Below are 25,818 nucleotides of genomic sequence, written 5' to 3' on the forward strand. Positions count from 1 at the left end.
CTGCCCGCAGCGGCCTATCCAGACATAGAAGAAACGACCGTGACCATTGAAAAGCCACCCGCCACATCAGCGCCCATCGTCGAAATGAAAGACGTGCGCCGAATGTTCGGCGATACGGCAGCTATCAACGGCGTTTCACTTTCCGTCGCGCGCGGTGAAATCCTTGGCATCATCGGTCGCAGCGGCGCGGGCAAGTCCACGCTGATCCGTTGCGTCAACGGCCTTGAAAAGCCGGATGCCGGTTCGATCCTGATCGAAGGGCGCGAAATCACCGGCCTTGGCGAAGATGCGCTGCGCCCCGTGCGCCGCCGCATCGGCATGGTGTTCCAGCATTTCAATCTTCTGTCGGCCAAAACCGTTGCTGAAAACATCGCCCTGCCCCTGAAGATCGCTGGCAAGCCGAAGGCAGAACGTGTCAAGCGTGTGGCAGAACTGCTGGAACTGGTCGGCCTTTCCGACAAGGCAAAGCAATACCCCGCCCAGCTTTCCGGCGGCCAGAAGCAACGCGTCGGCATTGCCCGCGCCCTTGCCGCTGAACCTGCCGTGCTGCTTTCGGACGAGGCGACATCCGCACTCGACCCGGAAACCACGCAATCTATTCTGGCGCTCTTGAAAGATATCAACACCAAGCTCGGCCTCACCATCCTGCTCATCACGCATGAGATGGAAGTGATCCGTCGCATTGCAGACCGCGTCATCGTGCTCGACCACGGCGCCATCGCCGAGGAAGGCCCGGTCTGGAAAGTCTTCGCCAACCCGCAATCGCCTGTAACGCAAAGCATGTTGCAGGTGCTGACGCCGGAACTGCCTACCATCTGGCGCGATCGGCTGGAGAAATCCGGCAACCTCGCCGTGCTGAAGGTAAAGCTGTCGGGCGCAGCCGCAAAAGGCGCGTTCTTCAACGATGTTTCCGCTGCCACCGGCGTGGCGCCGCAGCTCATCCATGGCGGCATGGATACGATTCAGGGCGAGCCGGTCGGCACGCTCTTCATCGGCCTGCCCGCAGAGGACAAGGCGAAACTCGACGCCGCAATCACCTATCTCAACACCCATGCAGACGCCACGGAGGTACTCGGCTATGTCTCAGGCGATGCTTGATCTTCTCTGGCGCTCCTTCTGGGAGACCATGATCATGACCGGCTTTTCGAGCCTGATCTCGCTCGTCGTCGGTCTGCCGCTCGCACTCATCATGATCCTGACGGAGCGTGGCGGCCTCGCACAGAACCTGACGCTGAACACGATCCTCGGCGCCATCATCAACGGCTTCCGCTCGGTTCCGTTCATCATTCTGCTGGTTGCGCTCATTCCCGTCACGCGCTTCATCGTCGGCACATCCATCGGCACATGGGCATCCATCGTGCCGCTGTCCATTGCCGCCATCCCCTATTATGCGCGCATTGCGGAAGTATCGCTGCGTGAAGTGGATCACGGCCTGATCGAAGCCGCGCGCTCCATGGGCGCAAACCGCTGGACCATCGTGCGCGAAGTGCTCGTCCCCGAAGCCCTGCCGGGCATCGTCGCGGGCTTTACGGTCACGATCATCACTCTGGTCGGCGCATCGGCAATGGCGGGCGCCATTGGCGCAGGCGGTCTGGGCGATCTTGCCATTCGCTACGGCTATCAGCGTTTCGAGACGCAGATCATGATCGCGGTCGTGATCATTCTCATCATCATGGTTTGCGGTATCCAGTGGATTGGCGACCGGCTGGTGAGCCGCCTCGACAAGCGCAACCTTCGGGCTTGATTAGAGCGTCGGGCGCCCTATTGGGCGCACAAAGGTCGCTCAACAGTTTAAATTATGCCGCAATCCTGCCTATCTCTTCCTCTCACGGAAACCCGCTTCCAGCGTGTTTCCGTCGGGGTCGAAGACCAACGCCGCGTAATAGCCCATTTCCTCCGGCCCCTGATAGCCAGGGCCACCGCTATCCTTGCCGCCCGCTTTCAGCGCGGTTTGATGAAAAGCTTCGACCGCCTCACGGCTTCCTGCCGTAAACATCAGATGCAGGCGGTCACCGGGCTTGTCCTCACCATCACCTGCCCCATCCGGGCTGCCATGGATCCACAGAAACGGTACCGGCGCTCGTTCTCCCCCGCTGACGAAGAAGCCGCTGCCTGATCGGGCAATGACCTCCAGGCCAAGTTCAGGCATGCAGCTTTCGTAAAAAGAAAGGCTGCGATTGACGTTACGGGCTTTGAATCCGATGTGATCGAAGAGCGACATGAGATTCAATATATCGCGGCCAATTATAAAGAAAAGCGGCGCTCCCCAATTTGGAAAGCGCCGCTATCAATCTTCAATACTTGGCAATACGGAAGGTTATCCGCGCGTCCGTGCCAGACCATCCTTCGCAGGCTGGTATTTCGGATCAAGCTGCACGGCACGCGAATAAGAATTCGCAGCCTTGGCCTTGTCGCCATTGTGCTCGTAGACAAGCGCCTGATTGGCCCAGCTTTCGGCAACATTCTTGTCGAGCGTGATGGCGGTGTTGAAATCGTCGAAGGCGTTGTCGTAGTCGCCGAGCGCCACATAGGAAATGCCGCGACCGTTATAAGGCTCCGGCGCAGTCGAATTCAGCGAGACGGCCTTGGAGAAATCCTCGATGGCCTGCTTATGCTGGCCCTTCGCCTGATAGATCAGACCGCGATTATGGTAGGCGCGACCATCCGTCGTCTGCAGGGCAATTGCCTGATTGAAGTCGTTGAGCGCCTGATCGAGACGTCCGGCCTGACGGTAGACATTGCCTCGGCCGATATAGGCGGCGTCATATTGCGAATTGAGCTGGATGGCTTTGCTGTAATCCTGCACGGCCTTGGTACTGTCACCCATATAGCGATAGACCAGCGCGCGGTTGGCATAGGCCTGATAGAAATTCGGGTTGAGCGCTATTGCCTGATCGAAATCGCGCAGCGCTTCCTTGTAGCGCCCGGACTTGCCATAGGCGGAGCCACGCACGTTGTAGCCTTCCGGATCACGCGGATTGCTCTGGATTACGCTCGTCAGCGAACTGATGTTCTCGCTCGACCCCTGAGCACGATCAACCGTACTCAGTGCTGTCGTCGTGGAGCTTTGGCAGCCCGCAACGGTCAAAGCCAGAAGTGCGGTGGCAATGATGAGGCCGTTTCGACCTGCTCCACCCAATGCCCCGATTCCCGAAACTTTCGTTCCAGACGATTGCATCACCTTTAAGCGTGTGGGCAACGACTGCATTCCTTTCAGCTCGCATAGGGCGCAAAACCCTTCTGCTTCTTCTCCATCCCGTAGCCAGATCCGTTTTGGGGGATCTCGCCTCTGCCGGATTGTTCTGTCTGTTACGGTACTATACTGGTCTCAACCACCAGATAAAAACAGCAAAAAGGCGGCATTTTCTTCAGTTTGGTTTACTTTTGGATAGCCCGCTTGACAGTTGGATACCCTAACTATTGTTTTTACACATATTGGCATGCGAGGAGTCCAGAAACTTTTCGTAACGCCGCATTAAAAATGGAAGCCTGAACAAATGAAAATATATGTATTGGTCTGATTTTCGAGATTTGCACGCTTCGGATGCAGGCATCGAGCAAATGTCGAATTCAATCCACTCGCTGACCTAAAATCGCTTCCAAGGTGCGGGAAACGATCGCAAATATCTGAGGTCAAAACATGCAAAATCCGGCGCAAGCGAAAGCCAGCACCGGAAAGCAAAAAAGGCGCTGTTCAACAGCGCCTGTTTTAAAGTCGATCAGCGAGCGCCAGGACGGCCGCCGATGAGGCCTTCACGCTGTGCGCGCTTACGGGCCAGCTTGCGTGCACGACGAACGGCTTCTGCCTTTTCGCGAGCGCGCTTTTCGGACGGCTTTTCATAGTGGCCGCGCATCTTCATTTCGCGGAAGATACCTTCGCGCTGCATCTTTTTCTTGAGAGCGCGGAGAGCCTGATCAACATTATTATCGCGGACGAGTACCTGCACGTGTATTCCCGTATCAGTTAGAATTTCGGTTAAGCCTGAGGCCGTTAGGGGGTCTTTTAACGATTTCAGCCGGTCTGACCGGCCGATCAACGCCCAAAGGCTCCCAAGCTTCGCAACGGATACGCTGCAAATTGGTCGTGGCTATTACCAGAAAGAGCCTAGCCTGTCCACCTCAAGATGCAACTTTGCCCACCGGCTTGCGCGAAATACCGGCTTGCACACGATTTACTATAGTCGCAATCGTGCGAATAGGCTAAGCGGCACGTGTTTCCCGCATAATTCAGCCTCAATGACTGCCCATAGCATTTCGCCAGAAAACCGATAGTGCTTCCTCTCAATTTATCCGATTCTCCTGATGCCCCTCCGCAAACGACTCGTTATCCAGTTCACAGGCTATGAAGGCCTGCACCCCAAGGCCGTCCGCGTGCGCCACGCGCAGGCCCTGAAGGATTTCGACCGCTTGTGGAAAGCAAAGACCAAGCTTCCGCCCATGACGGAAGAGCCTGACGATTGCGGTACGACGACCGCTGTCACTCTGGGCAATGGCTGGCAGACGGAAACAGAGTTCTGCCAGTTTGGCACGGCTGATATTTTCGATGATTACGCCGCGCGCTCGACGCCTAAGCGGATGCTGACCGGCTTTCACGCATTCTTGAACATTCTCTTCACGGGAACGCTCTGGCGCTATCTGACGACGAGCTGGCGTTTCGTCCTGTTTTTCCTCTGGCCGTTTCTGCTGTCGCTGGCGATTCTGGCTGTAGCGACGCTGCTGGCCTTCGCACCGATAGCCGCAGGCTTTTCGGCGCTGCACCTTCTCTGGTCTGTTCCGTTAGCCGCCATCGTCGCAACCCTGCTCGTGCGCAAGCCCGGCGACCGGTTTTTCATGTCCTATCTGCTCGACGACTGGTCGGCTGCGTATGATCGTATTTACGGCCGCAACGAGAAGCTCAACCAGCGGCGCAAGGCTTTTGCCAATGCCCTGAAACGAAAGATCGAAGCCAGTGATGCCGATGAGGTCATCATCGTTGCACATAGTCTCGGCACGGTTCCGGCAGTGGAAGCGCTTGCCGACCTTCAGCGCGAGCGTCCCGATCTTCTGGCGAAACAGCCGGTTTCGCTGCTTGCCATCGGCTCATGCCTGATGATGATTGCCCTGCACCCCAAGGCAAAGTCGCTGCGCGAGGACGCGCGCGTGGTGATCGAGGAAAGCCCCGTCCTGTGGTCAGAATTTCAGGTGCTGACCGACATCATTCACTTCTACGGCTCGGACCCGGCCAAGGTTCTCAAGCTGAAGACAGCTAACCCGCCGCTCATCCACCGCATCCGCTTCAAGAACGTGCACAGCGAAAACCGCTACAAGCGCTCCAAGGGCAACTTCTTCCTGATGCATCTGCTTTATATGCGCGGGGCGGAGAAAAAGAATTTCTACGATTTCGGCATGTTCCTGCACGGCCCGTTCTTCTTCCGTGAGCTGATGACGGAGCACAAAGAAAAAGCCGCCCCGCTTGATGAAGAAGGGCGGCTTCCAGTTCAGTATCGCGAAGCGGCTTAGCTCTCCGGTGGCTCCACCACGGCAATGGTGAGCCAGGTTGCGGTCAGTGCTGGCTTCAGCGAGTTTTCGATCTCCAGCGTCACATCATAGTGATTGACCACCCGGCCTGACGGGCGGATATCTGCATCCGCCAGCTTGAAGCGAGCACGCACGCGAGCCCCGGTTTTGACCGGCGATTGGAAGCGCAATTTGTCGAAACCGTAATTGATGCCCATGGTGGCACCTTCCAGCATCGGCAATGCCTCATAAGCCAGCGTCGAAAGCAGTGACAGCGTCAGAAAGCCGTGCGCGATGGTGCCGCCGAAAGGCGTTTCCTTGGCAGCGCGTTCCGGATCGACGTGAATGAACTGATGATCGTCGGTTGCATCCGCGAACTGGTTGATCATTTCCTGCGTGACTTCGCGCCACTCGGAACATCCGATTTCCGTGCCGATTGCCTCGCGCAACTGGTCGAGCGTGATTGCGTCTTTCATTCGCTGGCTATTCCTGCTGATGTGATTTGCCTTGTGTTTAACGCATAAAGTTCAGGCAGCAACCAGAATTTCCCGGGCAATATCATCCCAGTGCGAGAAAACCTGATGCGCTCCTTTGGCCGAAAGCCGCTCGGCATGGCCTTCATAAGTATGTCCGCCGCCTGTATAGCCAAACGCGGTCATCCCGGCTGCGACCGCGCCTTCGACACCAAAGGGCGAATCCTCGATCACCACACAGCGCGACGGATCGACACCCATCTTGGTCGCAGCAAACAGGAACAGATCCGGTGCAGGTTTGCCGCGCTTGACCATGGTAGACGAATAAACGGCATCGCCGAAATAGTGGCTGATGCCGGTCTTCTCCAGACTGAAGGCAATACGCTCGGGTTGCGACGACGAAGCCACGCAGCGCTTTTGCGGCAGCTCGCGCAGAAAGTCGGCAATGCCGACTGTCGGCTGCAAGGCTTCCGCGAACAGCGTTCTGGTGACAGGCCAGAATTCGCCGTCAACGCCGTCCGGCAGACGATGCCCGGTCATATCCTCGATCATCTTCATGATGTCGGCCTGCTTCATGCCGATGCCCTTGGCGACCGTGCCCTGCGGCAATTCCATACCGTGATTGGCGTAGACCCGCTCGAACGCAAGACAGGAAAGCGGCTCACTATCGACGAGAACGCCGTCGCAATCGAAGATTACAAGATCGAAAGGGGATACGCTGTTCATTTTGGCTCCAGTGGCCCGCTAAAGGGATGCATATTTTGTCGCGCAGATTGGGGGTGCGCGCCTGTCAGTGTTGATATAGAGACTGTTCATCTAATACGCATCTATATCAACACAAGCGTGACAAATTTATCTCGCCGGTGCGGTTCTGACGTTTTGCGGAGAGTTTCATGACGACAAATGTGGCACTGGTAGGACTGGCGCGCGATCTCGCAGCGCGGGCTGAAACCGGCAAGCCGATCCGCATCGGCCTGATTGGCGCTGGCGAAATGGGCACCGACATCGTCACGCAGGTGGCACGCATGCAAGGCATCGAAGTTGGCGCACTTTCGGCCCGCAGGCTGCCGAACACGTTTAAAGCCGTGCGCACCGCCTATGGCGACGAGAACAACGCACAGGAAGCCAACAGCGAAGCGGCAATGACCCGCGCCATTGAAGCAGGCAAGATCGCCGTCACCGGCGACAATGACCTGATCCTCTCCAACCCGCTGATCGATGTCATCATTGACGCCACCGGCATTCCGGAAGTGGGTGCAGAGACCGGCATCAAGGCGATCCGCAACGGCAAGCATCTCGTCATGATGAATGTCGAGGCGGATGTCACCATCGGCCCGTATCTCAAGGCCGAGGCCGACAGGCACGGCGTGATCTATTCGCTCGGCGCGGGCGACGAGCCGTCATCCTGCATGGAGCTGATCGAATTCGTGTCCGCCATGGGCCACAAGGTCGTTGCCGCTGGCAAGGGCAAGAACAATCCGCTCAATTTCGATGCGATCCCCGACGATTATCAGGAAGAGGCTGACCGCCGGAACATGAATGTCCGCCTGCTGGTGGAATTCGTCGACGGCTCCAAGACCATGGTTGAAATGGCGGCCATCGCCAATGCGACCGGCCTCGTGCCGGACATTGCGGGCATGCACGGCCCCAAGGCCGCCATCGACGAACTGAACCGCACCCTGATCCCGAAGGAAGACGGCGGCGTTCTCAACAAGACCGGTGTGGTCGATTATTCCATCGGGCGTGGTGTGTCGCCCGGCGTCTTCGTCATCGCCAAGATGGAACATCCGCGCCTTGTCGAGCGTCTGGAAGACTTGAAGATGGGCAAAGGCCCCTACTTCACCTTCCATCGACCTTTCCACCTCACCTCGCTGGAAGTGCCGCTGACGGTGGCGCGCGTCGTGCTGCATGGCAAGACCGACATGGTGCCGCTGCCGAAACCCGTGGCAGAAGTCTGTGCCGTTGCCAAGAAGGATTTGCAGCCCGGCGATCACCTGGATGCCATCGGCCAATATTGCTATCGCTCGTGGATCATGACAACGCCTGAAGCGCGTGCGGCGAAGGCCATTCCCTGCGGCCTGCTCCAGAATGGTTCGGTCATCGCGCCGATCAAGAAAGGCGAGCTCATCACCTATGCCAACGCCACCCCGCAGCCCGGCTCAAAGATCGCCGAACTGCGTGCTTTGCAGGATGCCATGCTAGGGCAGTAAGGCAGTAGGGCGATATGGCAGTATGTTTAGGGGAGTAATGGATTAAGGCGAAGACGGGCAGCATGTCCGCAAGTCAAACATACTGCCCTAATGCCTTACTGCCCTATTGCCTTCCCCTAGTGGTCGAGCGCCTTCACAATACTCTCCACCATCTTCTTCGCATCGGCGAAGAGCATCATGGTGTTGTCGCGGAAGAACAGTTCGTTTTCCACGCCCGCATAGCCGGAGCCCATGCCGCGCTTGATGAACAGAACCGTACCGGCCTTGTCGACATCAAGGATCGGCATGCCGAAGATCGGTGACTTCGGATCGGTCTTCGCAGCCGGATTGGTGACGTCATTCGCGCCGATCACGAAAGCCACATCGGCCTGCGCGAATTCCGAATTGATGTCTTCCAGCTCGAACACTTCATCGTAAGGCACATTGGCCTCGGCCAGAAGCACGTTCATATGGCCCGGCATACGACCGGCAACCGGATGGATGGCGTATTTCACTTCCACACCTTCGGCCTTGAGCTTGTCGGCCATTTCACGCAGCGCGTGCTGGGCCTGCGCCACCGCCATACCGTAGCCCGGCACGATGATGACCTTGGAAGCGTTCTTCATGATGAAGGCCGCATCGTCGGCAGAACCCTGCTTGACCGGACGCTGTTCGACCTCACCAGCCGGACCGCCGGACGTATCGCCGCCAAAGCCGCCGAGAATGACCGAGATGAACGAGCGGTTCATGCCCTTGCACATAATGTAGGACAGGATCGCACCGGATGAGCCGACCAGCGCGCCGGTGATGATCAGCGCCAGATTGCCAAGCGTGAAGCCGATGCCTGCCGCTGCCCATCCCGAATAGGAATTGAGCATGGAGACCACGACCGGCATGTCTGCACCGCCGATTGGCACGATGATCAGCACGCCGAACACCAGCGACAGAAGCACAATCAGCCAGAACACGAAATGACTTTCGGTGTTCACCAGCACAACGACCAGCAGCACGATGGCTGCGGCAAGAACGGCGTTGATGACATGGCGGCCCGGCAGCATGATCGGCTTGCCCGACATGCGACCGTCAAGCTTGAGGAAGGCGATGATCGAGCCGGTGAAGGTGATCGCGCCGATGGCGACGCCCAGCGACATTTCAATCAGCGCCTGACCGTGGATCTGGCCCACTTCGCCGATACCGAAGGAATGCGGCGAGTAAATTGCGGCAGCGGCCACCAGAACGGCAGCAAGACCGATCAGCGAGTGGAATGCGGCAACGAGCTGCGGCATGGCCGTCATGGCGATGCGGCGCGCAATGACCGCACCGACACCGCCACCAATGGCGATGCCGATGACGATCAGCGCCAGACCGCCAAAGCTTGGACGCGCCAGCAAAAGCGTGGTGACGATGGAAATCGCCATACCGATCATGCCATACATATTGCCCTGACGGCTGGTCGTCGGATGCGACAGGCCGCGTAGCGCGAGAATGAACAATACGCCGGAGACGAGGTAAAGGAAGGCTGCGAGATTAACGCTCATAATGGTTCAGCCTCACTTTTCTTTTTTCTTGTACATGGCGAGCATGCGCTGGGTGACCAGGAAGCCGCCAAAAATGTTGACGCTCGCCAGAATGAGCGCAATGAAACCGAAGCCGGTTGCCCAGCCAGAAAGCGAAAGGCCGACGGCCAGAAGCGCGCCCACCACGATCACCGATGAAATGGCGTTGGTAACGGCCATCAACGGGGTGTGCAGCGCAGGTGTAACCGACCACACGACGTAATAGCCGACGAAGATCGACAGGATGAAAATTGCAAAGCGGAACACGAACGGATCGATTACGCCGCCCGATGCGGCATGCGCGGCAGCCGCTGCTGCGTCACCCAGACCGCCGGCATTTTCCGCTGCCTGTCTGACGGCATCTGCGGCCTGGTTCAGGCTCTCAAGAGCTTTATCAAGACTTGTTTCGGCCATTATGCCTCTCCTCCATCAACTGGAGATTTGGGGGAAGACGAAGACTTTGCGGCAGCCTTCGGTGCTTTTGCAGGCGCTTTTTTCGCCGATTTGGGCGCGGCTGGCTTTGTATCGCCGACTACTTCTGCCTTCGCCACTTTCGGCTTCGGTGCCGCTTTCGGTTTGGCAGCGGGTTTCGCTGGCTTTTCGGCAGCAGGTGCGGCTGCGACAGGCGTAGCATCGGCCTTGGCGAAGGCCGGGTGCAGAATCTTGCCCTGATGGGTCAGAAGCGTCGCCTTGACCAGCTCTTCTTCCGGATCGATCTTGAGAAGCTTGGTTTCCTTGTCGACCAGCGTTTCGAGGAAAGCGATCAGGTTGCGGGCATAAAGCTGCGATGCGCTCGCAGCGATGCGGCCCGATACGTTGAGATGGCCGACAATCCTGACACCATTCACTTCGGCGATCTGACCAGCGATAGCGCCTTCGACATTGCCGCCGCGTTCGACAGCCAGGTCGATCAGCACCGAGCCGGGACGCATGGAAGCGACCATTTCCTTTGAAACCAGACGCGGCGCCGGACGGCCCGGAATGAGCGCCGTGGTGATGACGATATCCTGCTTGGCGATGTGATCGGCAACGAGCGCGGCCTGTTTCGCCTGATATTCCTTTGACATTTCCTTGGCATAACCGCCGGATGTTTCAGCAGCCTTGAACTCGTCATCCTCGACGGCGATGAACTTCGCACCGAGCGAGGCGACCTGTTCTTTCGCAGCCGGGCGCACGTCGGTTGCCGTCACCACGGCGCCGAGACGGCGCGCAGTCGCGATGGCCTGAAGACCGGCAACGCCCGACCCCATGACGAAAACCTTGGCGGCTGGAACCGTACCCGCCGCCGTCATCATCATCGGCATGGCGCGATCATAGACCTCTGCCGCATCGATCACGGCCTGATAACCGGCAAGGTTTGCCTGCGACGACAGCACATCCATCACCTGCGCGCGGGTGATGCGCGGCATGAATTCCATCGTGAAAGCCGAAATTCCAGCCTTGGCAAGCGCCGCAACAGCGTCTTCATGGCCATAGGGATCAAGCATGGCAAACAGTGCTGCTCCCGATTTATACCCTTTGAGTTCCGTATCCGTCGGACGTCGCACTTTAAGCACAACATCCGCCGTTTTGGCATCCGCCGCCGCGCCGATCCGCGCACCCGCCGCCGTAAACTCGGCATCGGGAATGCGCGATTTCTCGCCAGCGCCTTTTTCCACCACAACATCGAAACCGAGCGCGATGAATTTCTTCACCGTCTCCGCCGATGCCGCAACGCGTGTCTCGTTGGGATCACTCTCTTTCGGGATAAATAACGTTTGGGCCAAGCTGGTTTCCCTTTCGTGGCGTTCTTCCGGATTTGATTCCGGTCAGGCAGAATTGCGGGCTTCCGGGAAGAAGCCTTTTAAAAAAATGAACTACAGACATGCATAAACCCTCGGCACGGTACCCCATGCCAAGGCATTCGATCAAATTGTGCGGGTTAATCCGGGTTCAGATGTTCTGAAGCCGCATCGGCGCGCCACCAGATGTCACCATCTGGCAGCGAAAGGATGCGCTAGAGGATGAACCAGGCAGCGACACAGACGAGAATGAAAAGAACGGTCGCGGAGAAGAAACCACCAGCAAAAAAGCCGAACGCCATGGCAATCATAAGGGCAACGAGCGCCACCGTGGCCCATTTCACCAGGCCCGCAAAACCGGCATAAGTTTTCTCATGCTCAGCATAGTCCATCGGTGCGCCAAGTTCAGCCGGAGCCGTCGTATGATGTTCTGCCATTTTCGTTCCACCCATTCAGATTTTCCACCCAACATTGATGATGTTAAGCGAAAACACCTGCAATCTTCAATGTGCGACCGACTAAAGCCGTGCATTGACAGCAAGGCTTTTCGTCGCAGCTACCCTCTCTCCGCAAGAAGCGGTTCCGCAATCTTCGTAAAGCGAAACCACCCCTCTGGCTATATTTAATTGTTTAATCTGGCGGAAGATTTTTCCAATCTTAGACTACAGTGGCGGCCTTGGATCAGACATTTACACGCCGAGACCGGTATACTTTGCAGTCGGCAGGATTGTCAGCGGCACAGAACTGCCGTGCATATCGGCAAACATGGCGCGACGTTCATGCGGCTGCGACTTGAAAAACGGAAAGCGCACGGCCACCGCATCGCGGATATTGCGGATGGGAGCAGCACCGAGCCCGACTCTAATTCCATAGCCTTCATGTTCGCGCGCATCGGCCATCATGGATGTGCCGAAAATGCGCTTGTAGAATGCCATGTGCTCCGGCTTTACCGAGGCAAGGCATTGGTCTGCTGCGAAAAACTCGGATGCCATCGCCGCAATGCGCAAGGTGATATAAGGAATGGCCGGATATTCGCTCAACAGCTCCGGATCAGCGGCAAAGCGTGTCGGATCGACAAAATGCATGCCGCTATTGAGCAGCGGATCGAGAATATCCGGAAACAGCGCATAGCTCGTGCCGCGACGATGATCGGGCGTAATGTGATGGATGCGCAGCGTGCTGACCAGTTGCCCGTCCACATGCACACCATAGACAAAGGCATGGCTGTCACGGTCAATGTCATCCACGATGGACGGCACTTCCGCCTCATGCATGACATTGCGGGTGCGATAGGAACGGTAGCGCAGACGACCGATTTCCTCCAGATCCTCTGCATGGACGATCCGGCGATATTCAACCCGATCGAGAAATTGCAACAGCTGTCGCGCGAAATTGGACAATGGCGGTTTTTCGCCTGTAACAGCCGTATTCGTCATGCAATCGATTTCCGCACCCCACAAATCAGTGCGCAGAATATGCACCTTTAACAGCGTGTAAAGATATAACTTTGTGCGCTGCCTTCTTATTGCCTTGCAATCAACATTCCGTCGCCACAATTGAATTGCGCTTTTGCGCACGACAAATAGGCCGGAAATGCGAAATGGCCCAATTACGGGCCATTTCACGACTTTGCCTTAGTTTGAAAACGGGGCGTCAAAGCGCATTGGCGATAGCCTGAAATGCGTGCATCGACTCGTCCTTCATATCCTGTCCGTCGATATTGTAACTGGAATGCGCGGAAGTCTTGGCAATGACGACACGCTTGGCAGGATTGACATAGATGAACTGCCCATAGATGCCGACAGCACTATAATCACCCTGCCAGTCAGCCGGTGTCCACCACTGATAACCATAGCCGAACGGAATCTTGCCGAATGCATCCTTGCGACCGGGCATGAGATAGGGCGCATCCGGCGTCACCGAATCATGCACCCATTGCGCCGGAACAAGCTGCTCGCCCTTGAAGTTGCGCCCTTCATTGAGATAGAGCAGGCCGAAACGCGCATAGTCGCGAAGCACAGCATTCAGTCCTGCAGCCGCCGCAACTTCTCCGGTCGGATCGACCAGCCAATAGGCATCCGCCTCGGCGCCAAGCTTCGACCACAGCCGATCCTCGAAATATTTCTGAAGCGGGATTCCGGTTGCACCCTCCAGCATCAGGCCGAGCACTTGGGTATCCGCCGACACATAATGACTATCGGTGCCTTGCGGACGCTCGTTCTTGAGATGCGCCGTGAATTTGGCGATCGAGCCTGTCAAAAGCTCAGCCGCATAACGCACGATGTCCGAATTGAGGTCGGCATAATTTTCGCTGAAGCCAATACCCGATGCCATCTGCATCACATTCTTGACCATGACGCCCTTATAGCCGCCCTCGGCCAATATCGGTGCATAACGCTCTACCGGCTGGTTGATGTCGATCAATCCGTCATTGACGGCATTGCCCACGAGAAAGGACACAAAGGATTTCGACAGGGAAAAAGCAATCGCCTGCGTATTCTCGGTATTGCCGTGATCATATTCCTCATGAACGATGACACCGTCTTTCAGCACGATGAAGCCGGTTGTACCGCCACGCTGAAGCCAGTCGGCAATTTTGCGCGTTTCGCCCTTATAGACAAAGGTTTCCGGAAGGGGACGTTCAGCCTTGGCAAGCCGACTGACCTCGCCCTCATGCGGAATCCGTACCGAAGGATACATTTTGTATAGATTGCGGAATCTTTCAAAGATGTGCTCGGGCTTGAATACCTGCGCATATTGATAGACCGCCCAGGTCTCATGAATCTTCTTCCAGAACACGGCAGTGCCGGCACCTGCAAGAATGACAAGCCCGATCAAAGCATACAGACCATAGCGAAGAAAACGTTTCATTGCCTCCCCTTTAAATTAGTAGATTAAATTTAAGGATTTCCTTATAGTAATATAATGAAATACTTATACAGATCCCGTTGAGACAATAAGTGCACGATATCTATGCCTTAAAACATCCCAATTATTTATCTTATATTCAAATTATGGTGAGAAACACAAGAAACCTCAGCGACACAAAGCGCCGCAGATAAAATATCAGCAGACCGCCTTATCCTGCGACCGCCCCAGAACCCATAAATTTTGAGATTTTATTCTGTAAAAACAGTCAATTAATCCATGTCTCCCGACAGTGGGAACCGGTTTTGGGATAAGACATGCATGAAAACAAAAGCTTAAAGCGTGTCGTACGAGTACGATAAAATGCGACACGCTTTAGAGACAATTCAACGACTTCACCGTCGAACCCGGTCTCAATTCATGGAAATTCAAGCTACGGTTCGCCCACCGTCGCGTCGTGCTGCGGCTTTCATGGTCATGGCGGTGATCGCTTCGACCGGCACGGGCATACCGAGAAGATAGCCCTGAACGAGATCTGCACCCGCCGCCACGCGGATCAGCGCAAGCTGTTCCTCGGTTTCCACGCCCTCGACCGTCACACCCAGCCCAAGCTCGTGCGAAAGCTGGGTAACACCGCGAAGCAGCATCAACGACCGCCGGTCGCTAGTGATGTCACGGACGAAGGAGCGGTCGACCTTCACCTTGGTCAGCGGCAAGGTATTGAGATAGCTGAGGCTGGAATAACCGGTTCCGAAATCGTCCAGCGCGATATTGATCCCGGCATTCTTGAGACGCTGCAGCACCATCGAGGTCTTGTTACGGTCGGAGATGATGGCGCTTTCCGTCACTTCAACCTCAAGACGGTGGGCCGGAAGTCCTGATTTCTGCAAAGCATTCGCAATGTCGCGGGCAATGTCGCTGCTTTTCAGATCAATGGCCGACAAATTGACGGAAACGCCGATCCGGTCCCCCCATGACAGGCAATCGGCACAGGCCTGGGCCAGCATGAAGCGCGTAATATCGGTAATGATACCCATCTCTTCCGCAAGCGGAATGAACTCGGCAGGCGGTACGAAGCCAAGTTCCGGATGTTCCCATCGTGCCAGCGCCTCACATGCGACAACGCGCAGGGACTGCGCGCTGACAATGGGCTGGTAGACCACCTTGATCTCGCCGTGATCGATGGCAAGTCGCAGATCGGCTTTGAGTTTCTGGCGTCCGCGATATTTGGTATCCATTGCATCGACAAAGATCGACCAGGGTTTGTCTTCCCTGCTTTTGGCTTCGTAGAGCGCCAGATCGGCATTGATGTGCATGCTGCCGACATCGCATCTTTCGAGATCCTCGATCGCGATGCCTGCACTGATATCGATATGAACCTGATCGCCGTCGAGATCATAAACCCCGGTCACAACGGCCATGATGTGATCCATCACACCCGCCGCTTCAGCCTCGCTGCGCAAGTTGAAGACAAACACCACGAATTCGTCGCCGCCGAACCGCGAGGTGATAAAACGCTGCGGATCGAGCGAACTGAGCCGCTCCGCAAACAGGCGCAACAGCACGTCACCTGTATGATGTCCCAGCGTATCGTTGACATGCTTGAAATGATTGATGTCGATGACGATGAGAGCGGCCCGCGTGCCCATTTGCTGGTGGGAACGCATGGCTCGTACCAAGGTCTCGAAATAATTGCGGTTCGGCAGGCCGGTCAGACCGTCGTAGCGCGCCATATGCTGGATGCGCGCTTCCGCTTCCACGCGCTGCGTCACATCCTCGAACATCAGGACCGCCCCCTCATTGAGGGTCTGGTTGCCGATACATTCGATATAACGCTGGTTCGAAAGCTGGAAAATGTCGCGGGTACGTTTGCCGAGCAGAAGATCCTGCATGCGCACATATACGTTCTTCAAATCTTTCTGCGGAAACAGCCCCTTCTTCGCGCAATAGCGCAACAGAACGTCGAGCTTGCGGCCATGCAGCTTGGTATGTTCGGCAATCTGCAGCATCGCCTTGGCCTTGTTGTTGATAACCGCGATACGGTGCTGGCTGTCGAACATCAGCAGGCCCTGCGGCATGTTGTTGAGCGCCGCATCGAAACGCCCGGCCACGATGGAGAGGCGCCGCTTGCCCATGACCGCGGCGAAGAGAAACTCGCGCAGGCCATTGGCCATCTGGATATTGGATAGGAAATACGGGATCAGCAGCAGACCGATAATGACGTGAAACGGCGTTCCGGCCAGAATGAGCCCGGCCAGAACCGGAATAAGCGTGCAGGCCGACATCAGGACGACGGCTTTCGCCGAAGCATAATTGCGGCCCACAATGGAAACGACCGAGGCGAGCAGCACGGTCAAACTGGCAAGCTCGGCGAAAGAATCCCGCAGCACATAGCTTGAGAAGAAGCACAACATGCCAAGCGTCAGGCAGACAGCGGATGCGCCAATCAGATAACGCGTTTCCCACCGGTCGAGATCGGCATGGGAAAGCGACTGCTGTTTTGCCTGATCGAACTTGTGCATGTCGAAGATGCGACCGACGGCTATGACGGCGAAGACACCGGCAAAGACCAGATAGCGCCAGTCGTCAGTTTTTACATAGATGACGACGCAGGCTACAACGTGCGCGAGCAAGCCGAACCAAAGCGTCGTACGATTGCCGTACAGCGCTCTGAGAAAAGATAGCCGCACATCTGCAGGTATCTCAGGTTTACGGCTTTGCCACATTCGATGCATTAATCCCTTACACGGGGAGGCAATATCGCACTAATGACTTAAAAATATCTTTCGGGATATTAAACCACAAGCTGTCATGGCAACCACCATAAGATGTATTCAGATATTTTTTAAGGAAACCCACAGACGCACAACCCTCAAAGGCCAATTACAACCACAGGCATTCATCTTTTAGTCGTCCCAATATTACTGAAATGCCTATAACGGGAGAACAGGAACAGGTTAGTTTCCCTGTTTCCGAGAATTAATCCAAATTAGTCGAAGTGGATATTCTACTGCCAGACCCCGACCGGCTAGAGGAAAAACCTGTCCCACAAGTCACGATGCGGGAAATAGTCGCCCGTGAAACTTTCCAACTCTGTCAGAGTTGATGCCCCCCATCAATGGTAATGATTGAACCCGTCATATAGCGGCTCGCATCGGAAGCCAGCATCAGCACAACCCCGTCCAGATCTTCCGGCTCGCCAAGGCGCCGCATCGGGTTTCGACCTTTGAAGTAGCCGCCCGCAGGACCCTGTAGTTGCTCTTCATTGATTCGGGTCGGAAACCATCCCGGCGAGATTGCATTGACGCGAATATCGTGGGCAGCCCATTCCAGTGCCAGCGCCCGCGTCATCTGGGTAACACAGGCCTTGGACATCGAATAGGCTGCAGCCCCTTTCTGTGGACGCTCGCCCAGAATGCTGGTCGTATTGACGATGGAACCGCCCTCGCCGCGCTCGATCATGCGGCGGGCAGCCTCCTGCGCCACGAAAAAGGCACCGGCAACATTGACCTCGAATATATGCTCAAGCATATCGCGCGTCGTGTCGAGCGCGCGTGCCATATGGGCAACGCCGGCATTGTTGAAAAGCGTCGTCACCGGCCCGAAACGCGCCTCCGCCTCATCGAAAGCGCGTATGATTTCATTCGGATGGGTTACATCCGCCATGATTTCCAGAACCTCGCCACCCGACGGGCAGATGCTTTCACCCGCATGCGTGCGTGAGATCGAAATCACCCGCGCCCCATGCCCCGCCAGTACATGGACCATTCTTAGGCCCAACCCCGAAGACCCACCCGTCACGGCAATGACCTTGCCCTTGACGGAGAAAAGCTGATCGTCAGTCATTCATCCCCTCAACTGCCAATCTCTCTCTTTATCCATTCCTAGATTATCGGGAGCAGCATTTGAACCATCTTCGACCGTAAAAATCGGTTCAAATCAACACAATACACAGAAGGCACGACGAAAGACCTATGGCGTAGCCGATAGACGACACCTGTTCGTGATTGCGCGCGCCATTGCGGAGAAGTAAGGAACAGAGCAGATAAGAGCATAATCCGACTGGTGGATACGAACATTATGCCCAAGACTTCTCGCCCTCTCGTCGCCGTGCCGACCGATGTGAAGCCATTTGAAAACTACACCTGGCACGCCGCACCCCAACAATATCTGGCAGCCGCCATCGACGTTGCGGAAGTAACTCCGCTGCTGGTGCCGAGCTTCGGCGACAAGATGGACCTCGACGCCATTCTGGATGCCGTCGACGGGGTTCTCGTCACGGGTTCCAAATCGAACGTTAACCCGGCGCTCTACGGCGTCGAACCGAGCGCCGCGTTCGAACCCTATGACAATGCCCGCGACGCGACTTCACTACCGCTCATCCGCGCCGCCATTGAAAAGGGTGTTCCCGTGCTGGCCATCTGCCGTGGCATACAGGAACTGAACGTCGCGCTTGGCGGTACGCTCGCCACCGAAATTCAGGAGCTCGAAGGCCGGATGGACCACCGCGCGCCTGAATCCGAAAGCCAGGCCGAGCGTTTTGCCATCCAGCACCCGATCAAGCTCAACCCGAACTCATGCCTTGCGGAAATCCTGAAAGAAGAAAGCGTGCGCGTGAATTCCGTTCACCGTCAGGCCATCGACAAGCTTGCCCCGCAGCTTGAGGTCGAAGCCGTCGCCGAAGACGGCACGGTAGAGGCCGTATCGGTGAAGAACGCGAAAGGATTTGTCGTCGGCGTCCAATGGCACCCGGAATATTGGGCGCATTCCGATGCCCCTTCCCGCAAGATCTTCGAGGCTTTCGGCGATGCGGTGCGCAAGCATAGTTTAGGGGAATAGGGGAATAGGGGAATAGGGGAATAGGGGAATAGGGGAATAGGGGAATAGGGGAATAGGGGAATAGGGGAATTTGAAAGAATCGGATAAGCTAAAGCAAGTTATTTTCTGCTTACTCCCTTACTCCCTTACTCCCTTACTCCCTTACTCCCTTAATCAGCGATCGCAACCACACCGCAATCCCCGGCTTCCGAGCCGAAGACGAGGCGGTGGCCCTGTTCATCCCAGCCCATGCTGGTGATCGCGCCCTTGCCGGGGCGGCGCAACAGAACTTCCTTGCTGTCGGCGAAACGCGCAACCAGGATCATGCCGTCATTATAGCCGATGGCCGCGATGTCCTCGACCGGATGGCAGGCAACCGATGTCACCATGCTGTCGCCGCGAAGACCAAGCTCCAGAGGAGCCTTGCCCATCGGGCCATCCTTGCCTGCAAAGGGCCAGACGATTGCTGCCGGGGCACCCGACGTGGCGAGCCACTTGGCCTTGGCGCTCCACGACCAGTCTTTCACCTTTGCCGGATAGCCGGTCATGCGCATGTGCTTGGTGTCTTCGAGACGCCAGCCATGCAGGGCATTTTCCTGCATCGAGGTGACGAGGAAGCGGCCGTCGGGCGAAAAGATCACGCCGATATGCGCGCCCTTCCATTCCAGTTCAACGGGTTTCGCCGCCGTTCCGGTCCAGATCAGGGTTGCACCATTATAGCGCGCTATCGCCAGCCGCTGGCCCTTCGGCGCAAAGGCGATGCCCTCGACGCTGCGTTCCTGCGCAAATTCCTGCACCTTGCCGTCGGAGGTGCGCACCCAGGCGGTGCGACCCGATGCAAAACCGACAGTTCCGCCGGGGCCTGCTGCCACTGCGGTCATCCATTTGCGCGGTATCTTCGCAAGTTCGGTTACCGTCCCGTCGGCATCCGTGCGGCAGACGCGACCGTCTTCGCCGCCGGTGACAAGCGATTTTCCGTCAACGGAAACAGTTGCGCTCAGCAGCCCGTCATGAGCTGCCAAGGTCTTGTTTCCATTGTTGAGCTGATGGATCGAGCCATCCGCCATTGCGAAAAAGGGAATGCCGCCGACAAAGCGCGCATAAAGACAATGACCTTCGAGGTCGAGCGGAGCTACTGTAGGCATCGGCTTCCGGTATTTCCTGTTTACTTGACTTGGCTGTTTTCGAAGCCGGCTTTCAAGGCAGCAGGATCGAGTTCACGACCGATAAAGACGAGACGGCTTTCACGCTTTTCGTCTTCCTTCCACGCGCGCTGGTGGTCGCCCTCGATAATCATGTGCACGCCTTGCACTACATAGCGATCCGGGTCGTCCTTGAAAGCGATGATGCCCTTGAGGCGCAGAATGTTCGGCCCCTGCGTCTGGGTGATATTCTGGATCCATGGGAAGAATTTCGCCGGATCGATTTCACCAGCCCTGAGCGATACTGACTTCACCGTCACATCATGGATCGGCGAGGCGTGATCATGGTGATGGTCATGATCGCAGTCGGGGCCGCAGACATGATCATGGTCGTGATGATCGTGATCATGCGCATGATGATGGTGGTCGTGCCCATGGTGATCATGATCGTGATCGCAATCCGGTCCGCATACGTGATCGGGATGGTCATGGTCGAGGAAGTGCGGGTCGTTGTCCAGAACACGCTTCAGGTCGAAGGCACCGCGATCCAGCACGCGGTCGAGCGGAATCGAAGCGCGTTCGGTGCGATGGATGATGGCATGCGGGTTGATGGCGCGCACGGTCGCCTCGATGGCAGCCAGTTCCTGCAGCGTCACGAGGTCTGTCTTGTTGATGAGCACCACGTCGGCAAAGGCGATCTGGTCTTCCGCCTCGCGGCTATCCTTCAGGCGTAGCGGCAGGTGCTTGGCATCGACAAGGGCGACAACGGCGTCGAGGCCGGTCTTGGCGCGCACGTCATCATCCATGAAGAAGGTTTGCGCAACCGGAACGGGATCGGCAAGGCCGGTGGTTTCCACGACGATGGCGTCGAAACGACCCGGACGGCGCATCAGGCCTTCCACCACGCGGATCAGATCGCCGCGCACGGTGCAGCAGATGCAGCCATTGTTCATTTCATAGATTTCTTCGTCCGACTCGACGATCAGGTCGTTGTCGATACCGATCTCGCCGAACTCATTGACGATGACGGCATAACGCTTGCCGTGATTCTCGGTCAGGATGCGGTTGAGAAGAGTGGTTTTACCCGAACCCAGATAACCGGTCAGAACGGTCACGGGAATGCGGCCAGCTTCAGTGGTCGTCGTGCTTTCAGACGGAGCTTCGGTTCGGGCTTCAGCCTGGCTCATGGTCATGCCTCTTGAAGTTGTGGCCCGGTGTGGCCAGCGTGAAGCGGCACGGCACCGAAACCTCGGATAGGACAATTCATATAAGGGAAGGGCAACGTGAATGCCATATGCAATGCTATAATATTACATCCGCCCAATCACATTCACGCCAGTTGGTGCACAGGTTTTGCGGGGCTAAAGCATGTCTCCCAAAAGCGGGAACCGCCTTCGCGGGGAAATCAGTCCACTGGACTGATTTCTGGTCCCGCTACGATGGGATAAAGACATGCGTGAAAACAAAAGCTTAAAGCGTGTTCCCTGAATATAATAGGATGCAACACGCTTTAACCCGCCTGACTGGCGAGGCGTTGCGACTTGAACCGGGCGAGATCGAACCTGTCGACATCGCGCAGCAGGTCGATAAAGCCTGCAACCGCGTTGGCGATCAGTTTTTCACCAGCTTCAGCGGTTGCGGCAGCAGCGTTGCCTGCGACCCCCTCCGGGTTGAGATCGTGCATCTTCCAGCCGAAGGCATGTGGGCCATAGGCCCGCAGAAACTTGAATTCCTCGGCATAACGTGACTGGGCATTGGAGAAATTGCGTGCCTTCGACATATCCACCAGATCGGGGCACAGCGCCAGCATCACCGATGTCTCGATGAAGCCGCCATGAATATCGAGCGCTTTTTCCTCCGGTGTAATCAGGCCTTCCGGCAGACCGAAACGGGTCCAGCTTGTAGCAACCGCCAGCATGTCGAGCCGCGTGCGCAACTCTGTCGCTACAATCGTCATCAGCGGCGAATTTCCGCCATGTGCGTTCAGCATGACCAGTTTGCGAATACCGCCTGCATGAAGGTTTTCGCCGATGCCGACCCACTGGTTCACAGCCTCGGCGAAGGCGAGGCTCTGCGTTCCTTCGGTATCCATGTGCTCGATGGAATAGCCGACCGGCTGGGCAGGCAGAAAATTGACATTCAGCTCGGCAGGCAGCGCATCGCTGACGCGCGCAACAATGCCTTCGGCGATAATCGTATCCGTTTCAAACGGCAGGTGAGGCCCATGCTGTTCGTGAGCGCCAAGGGGCAGAACGACAATCATGTCGCTGTTTTGATCGCGCAGATCGGTCATGTTTTCCTCGCTTTATTCTTTTCTTTGAGCCTGAGACCCTAACGCTCGTTAGCCATGACAGCAACCGGGCCTTGTTGTTTCATAAGTCGGACAATATTTTACGATATATGGATGGATGGGACTATCGATCAGGCGACAGGAACTATTTCATTTTAACGCGCATCTCGTCCGAAAACTGTTTCACACTTTTCGGGGTGCGCTCCAAAGCGGCAACAAGGGCGAGGTGGCGATGAGCAAGGACAATAAGGCGGTTGTACTCTACCGGCTGCAATCCGTGGCACGACTGTCGCGGACGGTGCTGGCCACGCGGCTTCTCGAACAGGGACTCTATGCAGGGCAGGATGCAGTCATGCTGCAACTGGCTGCGGAAGACGGGCTGACGCCAGGCGTTCTTGCACAGCGGCTGGGTGTGCGCCCGCCCACTATCACCAAAACCATTGCGCGCCTGCAGGGCCAGGGTTTCGTGGCAAAACGCGCCTCGGAAACCGACCAGCGCCAGTCGCATGTCTATCTGACACAGACCGGTCTCGAGACGATCAAGGCAATCGAGAAATCCATTCGCAAGACCGAAAAGGACATGCTGAAGAGCCTCGATAAGAAAGACCGCAAGACCTTCCTCAAGATGTTGAGCCGGATGGAGAGCAATCTTGCGCTTCGCGGTGTCACACGCCTTCCCGACGAACCTGAAACGGACGTGCCTGAAGAGGACGACGTGGAATAAGCCTGCCGTTTATCGGGCTCTAACTATTTGTTTTGACGCGTATCTTGGCTGGAAACCGTTAAACACTTTTCAAGATGCCTGCTATCGAAAATGCTTCCAATTCAAGGATTGCAATGGCATAACCGTTCGCAGGACGGACGGTCGCGTCACACCTTGTCAGGTTGCGGCCGCGTCTCCGATTGCGGCACGGACCAATTTGGGGAGGCGACTTGGCCCAGAAAATAAAGCTATCGACCATCGCTGATGCGCTTGGTGTTTCGACAGCCACAGTTTCGCTCGCTTTGCGCGACAGCCCGCTCGTTGCCGACCAGACCCGCGAAAAAATCAAGGAACATGCCCGCACGATCGGTTATATCTATAACCGTCGCGCCGCGAGCCTGCGCACCTCGCGCTCCGGCATTGTCGGTGTCGTGGTGCATGACATCATGAATCCGTTCTTCGCGGAAATTCTCAAATCCATCGAAACGGAACTGGACCGGTCGCGGCAGACCTTCATCCTGTCCAACCATTACGACCAGCTTGAAAAGCAGCGCACCTTCATGGATACGCTTCTGCAGCTCGGCGCGGATGGGGTGATCATGTCGCCCGCCATCGGCACGCCGCCGGAAGATATCCAGCTTGCGGAAGATAACGGCCTGCCGGTCGTGCTGATCGCGCGTAGCGTCGATGGTGTTCATGCGCCGGTTTTCCGGGGTGACGATGCCTATGGCATCGGCCTTGCCACCAATCATCTGATTTCCCTCGGCCATACGCGCATCGCCATGATCGGCGGTACGGACCAGACTTCGACAGGCCGTGACCGTTATCGCGGCTATGTGCAGGCAATGGACAAGGCTGGCCTTGAGGTTCGTCCCGACTGGCGTATTGCCGGGCCGCGCACGAAACAAGGCGGCTTTGAAGTTGCGCCACAGTTTCTGGCATTGAAGGACAAGCCGACGGCTGCGGTCTGCTGGAACGATCTGACGGCCATCGGCCTGATGAACGGCATTGCCCGCGCCGGGCTGGTGCCGGGCGAGGACATTTCCGTGACCGGTTATGACGACCTTGAGGAAGCGGCCATCGCGACGCCAGCGCTCACGACCGTCTGGAACGGACAGCGCGAAGTGGGACGCCGTGCCGCCCGCGCGCTGCTCGACCAGTTGAACGGTGTCGAGGTTTCTTCGATGCAGGAACTCATCAAGCCGGAACTGCATATCCGGCAATCGACATCCAAGCCAAGACACGGCTGATTTTCCCCGCACCGGTGGCCTCTTGGCGGACCGGTTTTCTTTACGCATTCTCCCAGGCAAAACCGCTACGCACTTTTGCCGGAAATGCTCCGTGACATGAGGAATGCCATGACAAAACGCGACGCGACTATACTGGTGCTCGGCAACTTCGATGATTATGCCGTGCAGAGGCTTTCGGGTGAGTTCAATGTCCAGCGTATTGCGCGCGGCGACACTGCACTTCTGGATGCGGCCTGGGCGAAGGACGTAAAGGGCATTGCCAGCATGTCGACCGTCGATGCGGCGCTGATCGACGCATTGCCCAATCTTGAAATCGTCGGCAATTTCGGTGTCGGTTACGATGCGGTGGACGCAAAACATGCCGGTACGAAGAATGTCATGGTCACCAACACGCCTGACGTCCTGACGGATGAAGTGGCGGACACGACCATCGGCCTTTTGATCGATACGGTGCGCGAACTGTCGAAGTCGCAGGAGTTCCTGCGCGCCGGCAACTGGGTCAAGGAAGGCCGCTACCCGCTGTCGAAGCTTTCATTGCGTGGACGCAAGGTTGGTATTTTCGGGCTCGGCCGCATTGGCAAGGCGGTTGCCCACCGCGTCGAGGCTTTCGGCCTGCCGATTGCCTATCATAATCGCCGGAAATCCGCCGATGTCGCCTATGAATATCATCCGAGCCTGCTCGAACTTGCCAAGGCTGTCGATACGCTCATTCTGGTGGCGCCCGGCGGCGAGGAAACAGCCAAGGCCGTGAATGCGGAAGTGCTGAAGGCGCTCGGACCGGAAGGCGTGCTGATCAATATCGGGCGCGGTTCTGTGGTGGATGAAGATGCGCTTGCCGAAGCACTACAGAACGGAACGATTGCCGCAGCCGGTCTTGATGTCTTTGCAAACGAACCGCACGTGCCGCAGGCATTGCTCGATGCCCCCAACACAGTTCTGCTGCCTCATATCGGCTCTGCCTCGGTCAAGACCCGCCGCGACATGGCGAATCTTGTGATCGACAATCTCATCGCGTGGTTCGACACTGGTTCGGCGCTGACGCCTGTGCCGGAGACGGTTCATGTGAAGGGAGTAAGGGAGTAAGGGAGTAAGGGAGTAAGGGAGTAAGGGAGTAAGGGAAAAAACGCTTATTCTCGGTCAAGGCAAATATTTTACTTGCCTTGTCCACCACCTGCCAGCACCCTATTCCCCTATTCCCCTATTCCCCTATTCCCCTATTCCCCTATTCCCCTATTCCCCTATTCCCCTATTC

General features: G+C 56.7%; 24 protein-coding genes. 8 read left to right on the plus strand and 16 right to left on the minus strand.

Features of this window, described 5'->3' with window-relative positions:
* The first annotated feature begins 39 nt into the window (after positions 1 to 39).
* Positions 40 to 1,098 (plus strand): methionine ABC transporter ATP-binding protein, encoded by a 1,059-nt coding sequence (locus ACYSN1_RS15390; protein ID WP_461726481.1) that lies wholly within the window; start codon positions 40 to 42, stop codon positions 1,096 to 1,098.
* Positions 1,079 to 1,744 carry a methionine ABC transporter permease gene (locus ACYSN1_RS15395; protein WP_461726482.1) on the plus strand — a complete coding sequence of 222 codons (666 nt, stop codon included), beginning with the start codon at positions 1,079 to 1,081 and terminating at the stop codon, positions 1,742 to 1,744. Before ACYSN1_RS15390 ends, ACYSN1_RS15395 begins: the two co-directional genes overlap by 20 nt.
* Positions 1,745 to 1,813: 69 nt before the next feature.
* Here ACYSN1_RS15395 and ACYSN1_RS15400 read toward each other — a convergent pair whose 3' ends face one another.
* The 3 genes from ACYSN1_RS15400 to rpsU form a co-directional block, all read right to left on the minus strand.
* A complete protein-coding gene (locus ACYSN1_RS15400) occupies positions 1,814 to 2,221 on the minus strand; it encodes a VOC family protein (protein ID WP_461726483.1) in 408 nt (135 codons plus the stop codon).
* A 96-nt stretch (positions 2,222 to 2,317) separates the two neighbouring features.
* On the minus strand, positions 2,318 to 3,208 hold the full coding sequence (locus ACYSN1_RS15405; RefSeq protein ID WP_461726484.1) for a tetratricopeptide repeat protein: 891 nt from the start codon (positions 3,206 to 3,208) through the stop codon (positions 2,318 to 2,320).
* 511 nt (positions 3,209 to 3,719) lie between these two features.
* Complete coding sequence (rpsU, locus tag ACYSN1_RS15410; RefSeq protein WP_010659458.1) at positions 3,720 to 3,947, minus strand: 30S ribosomal protein S21; 228 nt, start codon at positions 3,945 to 3,947, stop codon at positions 3,720 to 3,722.
* Positions 3,948 to 4,302: 355 nt separating this feature from the next.
* On the opposite strand from rpsU, the gene ACYSN1_RS15415 reads away from it, so the two are divergent.
* Positions 4,303 to 5,499 carry an alpha/beta hydrolase gene (locus ACYSN1_RS15415; protein WP_461726485.1) on the plus strand — a complete coding sequence of 399 codons (1,197 nt, stop codon included), beginning with the start codon at positions 4,303 to 4,305 and terminating at the stop codon, positions 5,497 to 5,499.
* On the opposite strand, the gene ACYSN1_RS15420 is transcribed toward ACYSN1_RS15415, so the two are convergent.
* Both ACYSN1_RS15420 and ACYSN1_RS15425 read right to left on the minus strand, forming a co-directional pair.
* Complete coding sequence (locus ACYSN1_RS15420) at positions 5,496 to 5,972, minus strand: MaoC family dehydratase (protein WP_461726486.1); 477 nt, start codon at positions 5,970 to 5,972, stop codon at positions 5,496 to 5,498. The genes ACYSN1_RS15415 and ACYSN1_RS15420 overlap by 4 nt on opposite strands.
* Before the next feature lie 51 nt (positions 5,973 to 6,023).
* Positions 6,024 to 6,695, minus strand: a complete 672-nt coding sequence (locus tag ACYSN1_RS15425; RefSeq protein ID WP_461726487.1) for an HAD family hydrolase — start codon at positions 6,693 to 6,695, stop codon at positions 6,024 to 6,026.
* 167 nt (positions 6,696 to 6,862) lie between these two features.
* Here ACYSN1_RS15425 and ACYSN1_RS15430 point away from each other — a divergent pair, with 167 nt between their 5' ends.
* Positions 6,863 to 8,179, plus strand: coding sequence for a 1-deoxy-D-ribulose 5-phosphate reductoisomerase (locus tag ACYSN1_RS15430; protein WP_461726488.1), 1,317 nt, complete (start codon positions 6,863 to 6,865; stop codon positions 8,177 to 8,179).
* 116 nt (positions 8,180 to 8,295) lie between these two features.
* Here the strand turns inward: ACYSN1_RS15430 and ACYSN1_RS15435 are convergent, their stop codons facing one another.
* The 8 genes from ACYSN1_RS15435 to ACYSN1_RS15470 form a co-directional block, all read right to left on the minus strand.
* Complete coding sequence (locus ACYSN1_RS15435) at positions 8,296 to 9,696, minus strand: NAD(P)(+) transhydrogenase (Re/Si-specific) subunit beta (protein ID WP_461726489.1); 1,401 nt, start codon at positions 9,694 to 9,696, stop codon at positions 8,296 to 8,298.
* 12 nt (positions 9,697 to 9,708) lie between these two features.
* On the minus strand, positions 9,709 to 10,128 hold the full coding sequence (locus ACYSN1_RS15440; RefSeq protein WP_140021549.1) for a proton-translocating transhydrogenase family protein: 420 nt from the start codon (positions 10,126 to 10,128) through the stop codon (positions 9,709 to 9,711).
* The gene (locus tag ACYSN1_RS15445; protein WP_461726490.1) at positions 10,128 to 11,480 is read right to left on the minus strand and encodes a Re/Si-specific NAD(P)(+) transhydrogenase subunit alpha; all 1,353 of its coding nucleotides are present in this window, start codon (positions 11,478 to 11,480) and stop codon (positions 10,128 to 10,130) included. Before ACYSN1_RS15445 ends, ACYSN1_RS15440 begins: the two co-directional genes overlap by 1 nt.
* Positions 11,481 to 11,710: 230 nt before the next feature.
* Positions 11,711 to 11,932, minus strand: coding sequence for an aa3-type cytochrome c oxidase subunit IV (locus ACYSN1_RS15450; protein WP_061345780.1), 222 nt, complete (start codon positions 11,930 to 11,932; stop codon positions 11,711 to 11,713).
* A 252-nt stretch (positions 11,933 to 12,184) separates the two neighbouring features.
* Complete coding sequence (locus ACYSN1_RS15455; RefSeq protein WP_140021547.1) at positions 12,185 to 12,931, minus strand: N-acyl amino acid synthase FeeM domain-containing protein; 747 nt, start codon at positions 12,929 to 12,931, stop codon at positions 12,185 to 12,187.
* A 217-nt stretch (positions 12,932 to 13,148) separates the two neighbouring features.
* A complete protein-coding gene (locus ACYSN1_RS15460; protein ID WP_461726491.1) occupies positions 13,149 to 14,366 on the minus strand; it encodes a serine hydrolase domain-containing protein in 1,218 nt (405 codons plus the stop codon).
* Between the two features lie 425 nt (positions 14,367 to 14,791).
* Positions 14,792 to 17,089, minus strand: coding sequence for a putative bifunctional diguanylate cyclase/phosphodiesterase (locus ACYSN1_RS15465; protein WP_461726492.1), 2,298 nt, complete (start codon positions 17,087 to 17,089; stop codon positions 14,792 to 14,794).
* Positions 17,090 to 17,459: 370 nt separating this feature from the next.
* Positions 17,460 to 18,209 (minus strand): SDR family NAD(P)-dependent oxidoreductase, encoded by a 750-nt coding sequence (locus ACYSN1_RS15470; protein WP_461726493.1) that lies wholly within the window; start codon positions 18,207 to 18,209, stop codon positions 17,460 to 17,462.
* A 234-nt stretch (positions 18,210 to 18,443) separates the two neighbouring features.
* Between ACYSN1_RS15470 and ACYSN1_RS15475 the strand changes: the two genes are divergently transcribed.
* Positions 18,444 to 19,202 carry a gamma-glutamyl-gamma-aminobutyrate hydrolase family protein gene (locus tag ACYSN1_RS15475; RefSeq protein WP_461726494.1) on the plus strand — a complete coding sequence of 253 codons (759 nt, stop codon included), beginning with the start codon at positions 18,444 to 18,446 and terminating at the stop codon, positions 19,200 to 19,202.
* Between the two features lie 149 nt (positions 19,203 to 19,351).
* On the opposite strand, the gene ACYSN1_RS15480 is transcribed toward ACYSN1_RS15475, so the two are convergent.
* The 3 genes from ACYSN1_RS15480 to ACYSN1_RS15490 all read right to left on the minus strand — a co-directional run bounded on the left by ACYSN1_RS15480 (position 19,352) and on the right by ACYSN1_RS15490 (position 22,616).
* Complete coding sequence (locus ACYSN1_RS15480; RefSeq protein ID WP_461726495.1) at positions 19,352 to 20,326, minus strand: WD40 repeat domain-containing protein; 975 nt, start codon at positions 20,324 to 20,326, stop codon at positions 19,352 to 19,354.
* A gap of 20 nt (positions 20,327 to 20,346) precedes the next feature.
* A complete protein-coding gene (locus ACYSN1_RS15485; RefSeq protein ID WP_461726496.1) occupies positions 20,347 to 21,510 on the minus strand; it encodes a CobW family GTP-binding protein in 1,164 nt (387 codons plus the stop codon).
* Between the two features lie 323 nt (positions 21,511 to 21,833).
* The gene (locus tag ACYSN1_RS15490; RefSeq protein ID WP_461726497.1) at positions 21,834 to 22,616 is read right to left on the minus strand and encodes a creatininase family protein; all 783 of its coding nucleotides are present in this window, start codon (positions 22,614 to 22,616) and stop codon (positions 21,834 to 21,836) included.
* A gap of 229 nt (positions 22,617 to 22,845) precedes the next feature.
* Here ACYSN1_RS15490 and ACYSN1_RS15495 point away from each other — a divergent pair, with 229 nt between their 5' ends.
* The 3 genes from ACYSN1_RS15495 to ACYSN1_RS15505 all read left to right on the plus strand — a co-directional run bounded on the left by ACYSN1_RS15495 (position 22,846) and on the right by ACYSN1_RS15505 (position 25,649).
* Entirely contained in the window at positions 22,846 to 23,337 is a 492-nt protein-coding gene (locus tag ACYSN1_RS15495) for a MarR family winged helix-turn-helix transcriptional regulator (protein ID WP_461726498.1), read from the plus strand.
* 209 nt (positions 23,338 to 23,546) lie between these two features.
* Positions 23,547 to 24,566 (plus strand): LacI family DNA-binding transcriptional regulator, encoded by a 1,020-nt coding sequence (locus ACYSN1_RS15500; protein WP_461726499.1) that lies wholly within the window; start codon positions 23,547 to 23,549, stop codon positions 24,564 to 24,566.
* Positions 24,567 to 24,674: 108 nt separating this feature from the next.
* On the plus strand, positions 24,675 to 25,649 hold the full coding sequence (locus tag ACYSN1_RS15505) for a 2-hydroxyacid dehydrogenase (protein ID WP_461726500.1): 975 nt from the start codon (positions 24,675 to 24,677) through the stop codon (positions 25,647 to 25,649).
* Positions 25,650 to 25,818: the final 169 nt, after the last annotated feature.

The sequence above is a fragment of the Brucella sp. LJL56 genome (assembly GCF_054871705.1).

Coding starts and splice junctions, on each gene's coding strand:
- ACYSN1_RS15395 (WP_461726482.1), top strand. CDS start 1,079: ATGTCTCAGGCGATGCTTGATCTTCTCTGGCGCTCCTTCTGGGAGACC.
- ACYSN1_RS15400 (WP_461726483.1), bottom strand. CDS start 2,221: ATGTCGCTCTTCGATCACATCGGATTCAAAGCCCGTAACGTCAATCGC.
- ACYSN1_RS15405 (WP_461726484.1), bottom strand. CDS start 3,208: ATGCAGTCGTTGCCCACACGCTTAAAGGTGATGCAATCGTCTGGAACG.
- ACYSN1_RS15415 (WP_461726485.1), top strand. CDS start 4,303: ATGCCCCTCCGCAAACGACTCGTTATCCAGTTCACAGGCTATGAAGGC.
- ACYSN1_RS15420 (WP_461726486.1), bottom strand. CDS start 5,972: ATGAAAGACGCAATCACGCTCGACCAGTTGCGCGAGGCAATCGGCACG.
- ACYSN1_RS15425 (WP_461726487.1), bottom strand. CDS start 6,695: ATGAACAGCGTATCCCCTTTCGATCTTGTAATCTTCGATTGCGACGGC.
- ACYSN1_RS15430 (WP_461726488.1), top strand. CDS start 6,863: ATGACGACAAATGTGGCACTGGTAGGACTGGCGCGCGATCTCGCAGCG.
- ACYSN1_RS15435 (WP_461726489.1), bottom strand. CDS start 9,696: ATGAGCGTTAATCTCGCAGCCTTCCTTTACCTCGTCTCCGGCGTATTG.
- ACYSN1_RS15440 (WP_140021549.1), bottom strand. CDS start 10,128: ATGGCCGAAACAAGTCTTGATAAAGCTCTTGAGAGCCTGAACCAGGCC.
- ACYSN1_RS15450 (WP_061345780.1), bottom strand. CDS start 11,932: ATGGCAGAACATCATACGACGGCTCCGGCTGAACTTGGCGCACCGATG.
- ACYSN1_RS15455 (WP_140021547.1), bottom strand. CDS start 12,931: ATGACGAATACGGCTGTTACAGGCGAAAAACCGCCATTGTCCAATTTC.
- ACYSN1_RS15460 (WP_461726491.1), bottom strand. CDS start 14,366: ATGAAACGTTTTCTTCGCTATGGTCTGTATGCTTTGATCGGGCTTGTC.
- ACYSN1_RS15465 (WP_461726492.1), bottom strand. CDS start 17,089: ATGTGGCAAAGCCGTAAACCTGAGATACCTGCAGATGTGCGGCTATCT.
- ACYSN1_RS15470 (WP_461726493.1), bottom strand. CDS start 18,209: ATGACTGACGATCAGCTTTTCTCCGTCAAGGGCAAGGTCATTGCCGTG.
- ACYSN1_RS15475 (WP_461726494.1), top strand. CDS start 18,444: ATGCCCAAGACTTCTCGCCCTCTCGTCGCCGTGCCGACCGATGTGAAG.
- ACYSN1_RS15480 (WP_461726495.1), bottom strand. CDS start 20,326: ATGCCTACAGTAGCTCCGCTCGACCTCGAAGGTCATTGTCTTTATGCG.
- ACYSN1_RS15485 (WP_461726496.1), bottom strand. CDS start 21,510: ATGAGCCAGGCTGAAGCCCGAACCGAAGCTCCGTCTGAAAGCACGACG.
- ACYSN1_RS15490 (WP_461726497.1), bottom strand. CDS start 22,616: ATGACCGATCTGCGCGATCAAAACAGCGACATGATTGTCGTTCTGCCC.
- ACYSN1_RS15495 (WP_461726498.1), top strand. CDS start 22,846: ATGAGCAAGGACAATAAGGCGGTTGTACTCTACCGGCTGCAATCCGTG.
- ACYSN1_RS15505 (WP_461726500.1), top strand. CDS start 24,675: ATGACAAAACGCGACGCGACTATACTGGTGCTCGGCAACTTCGATGAT.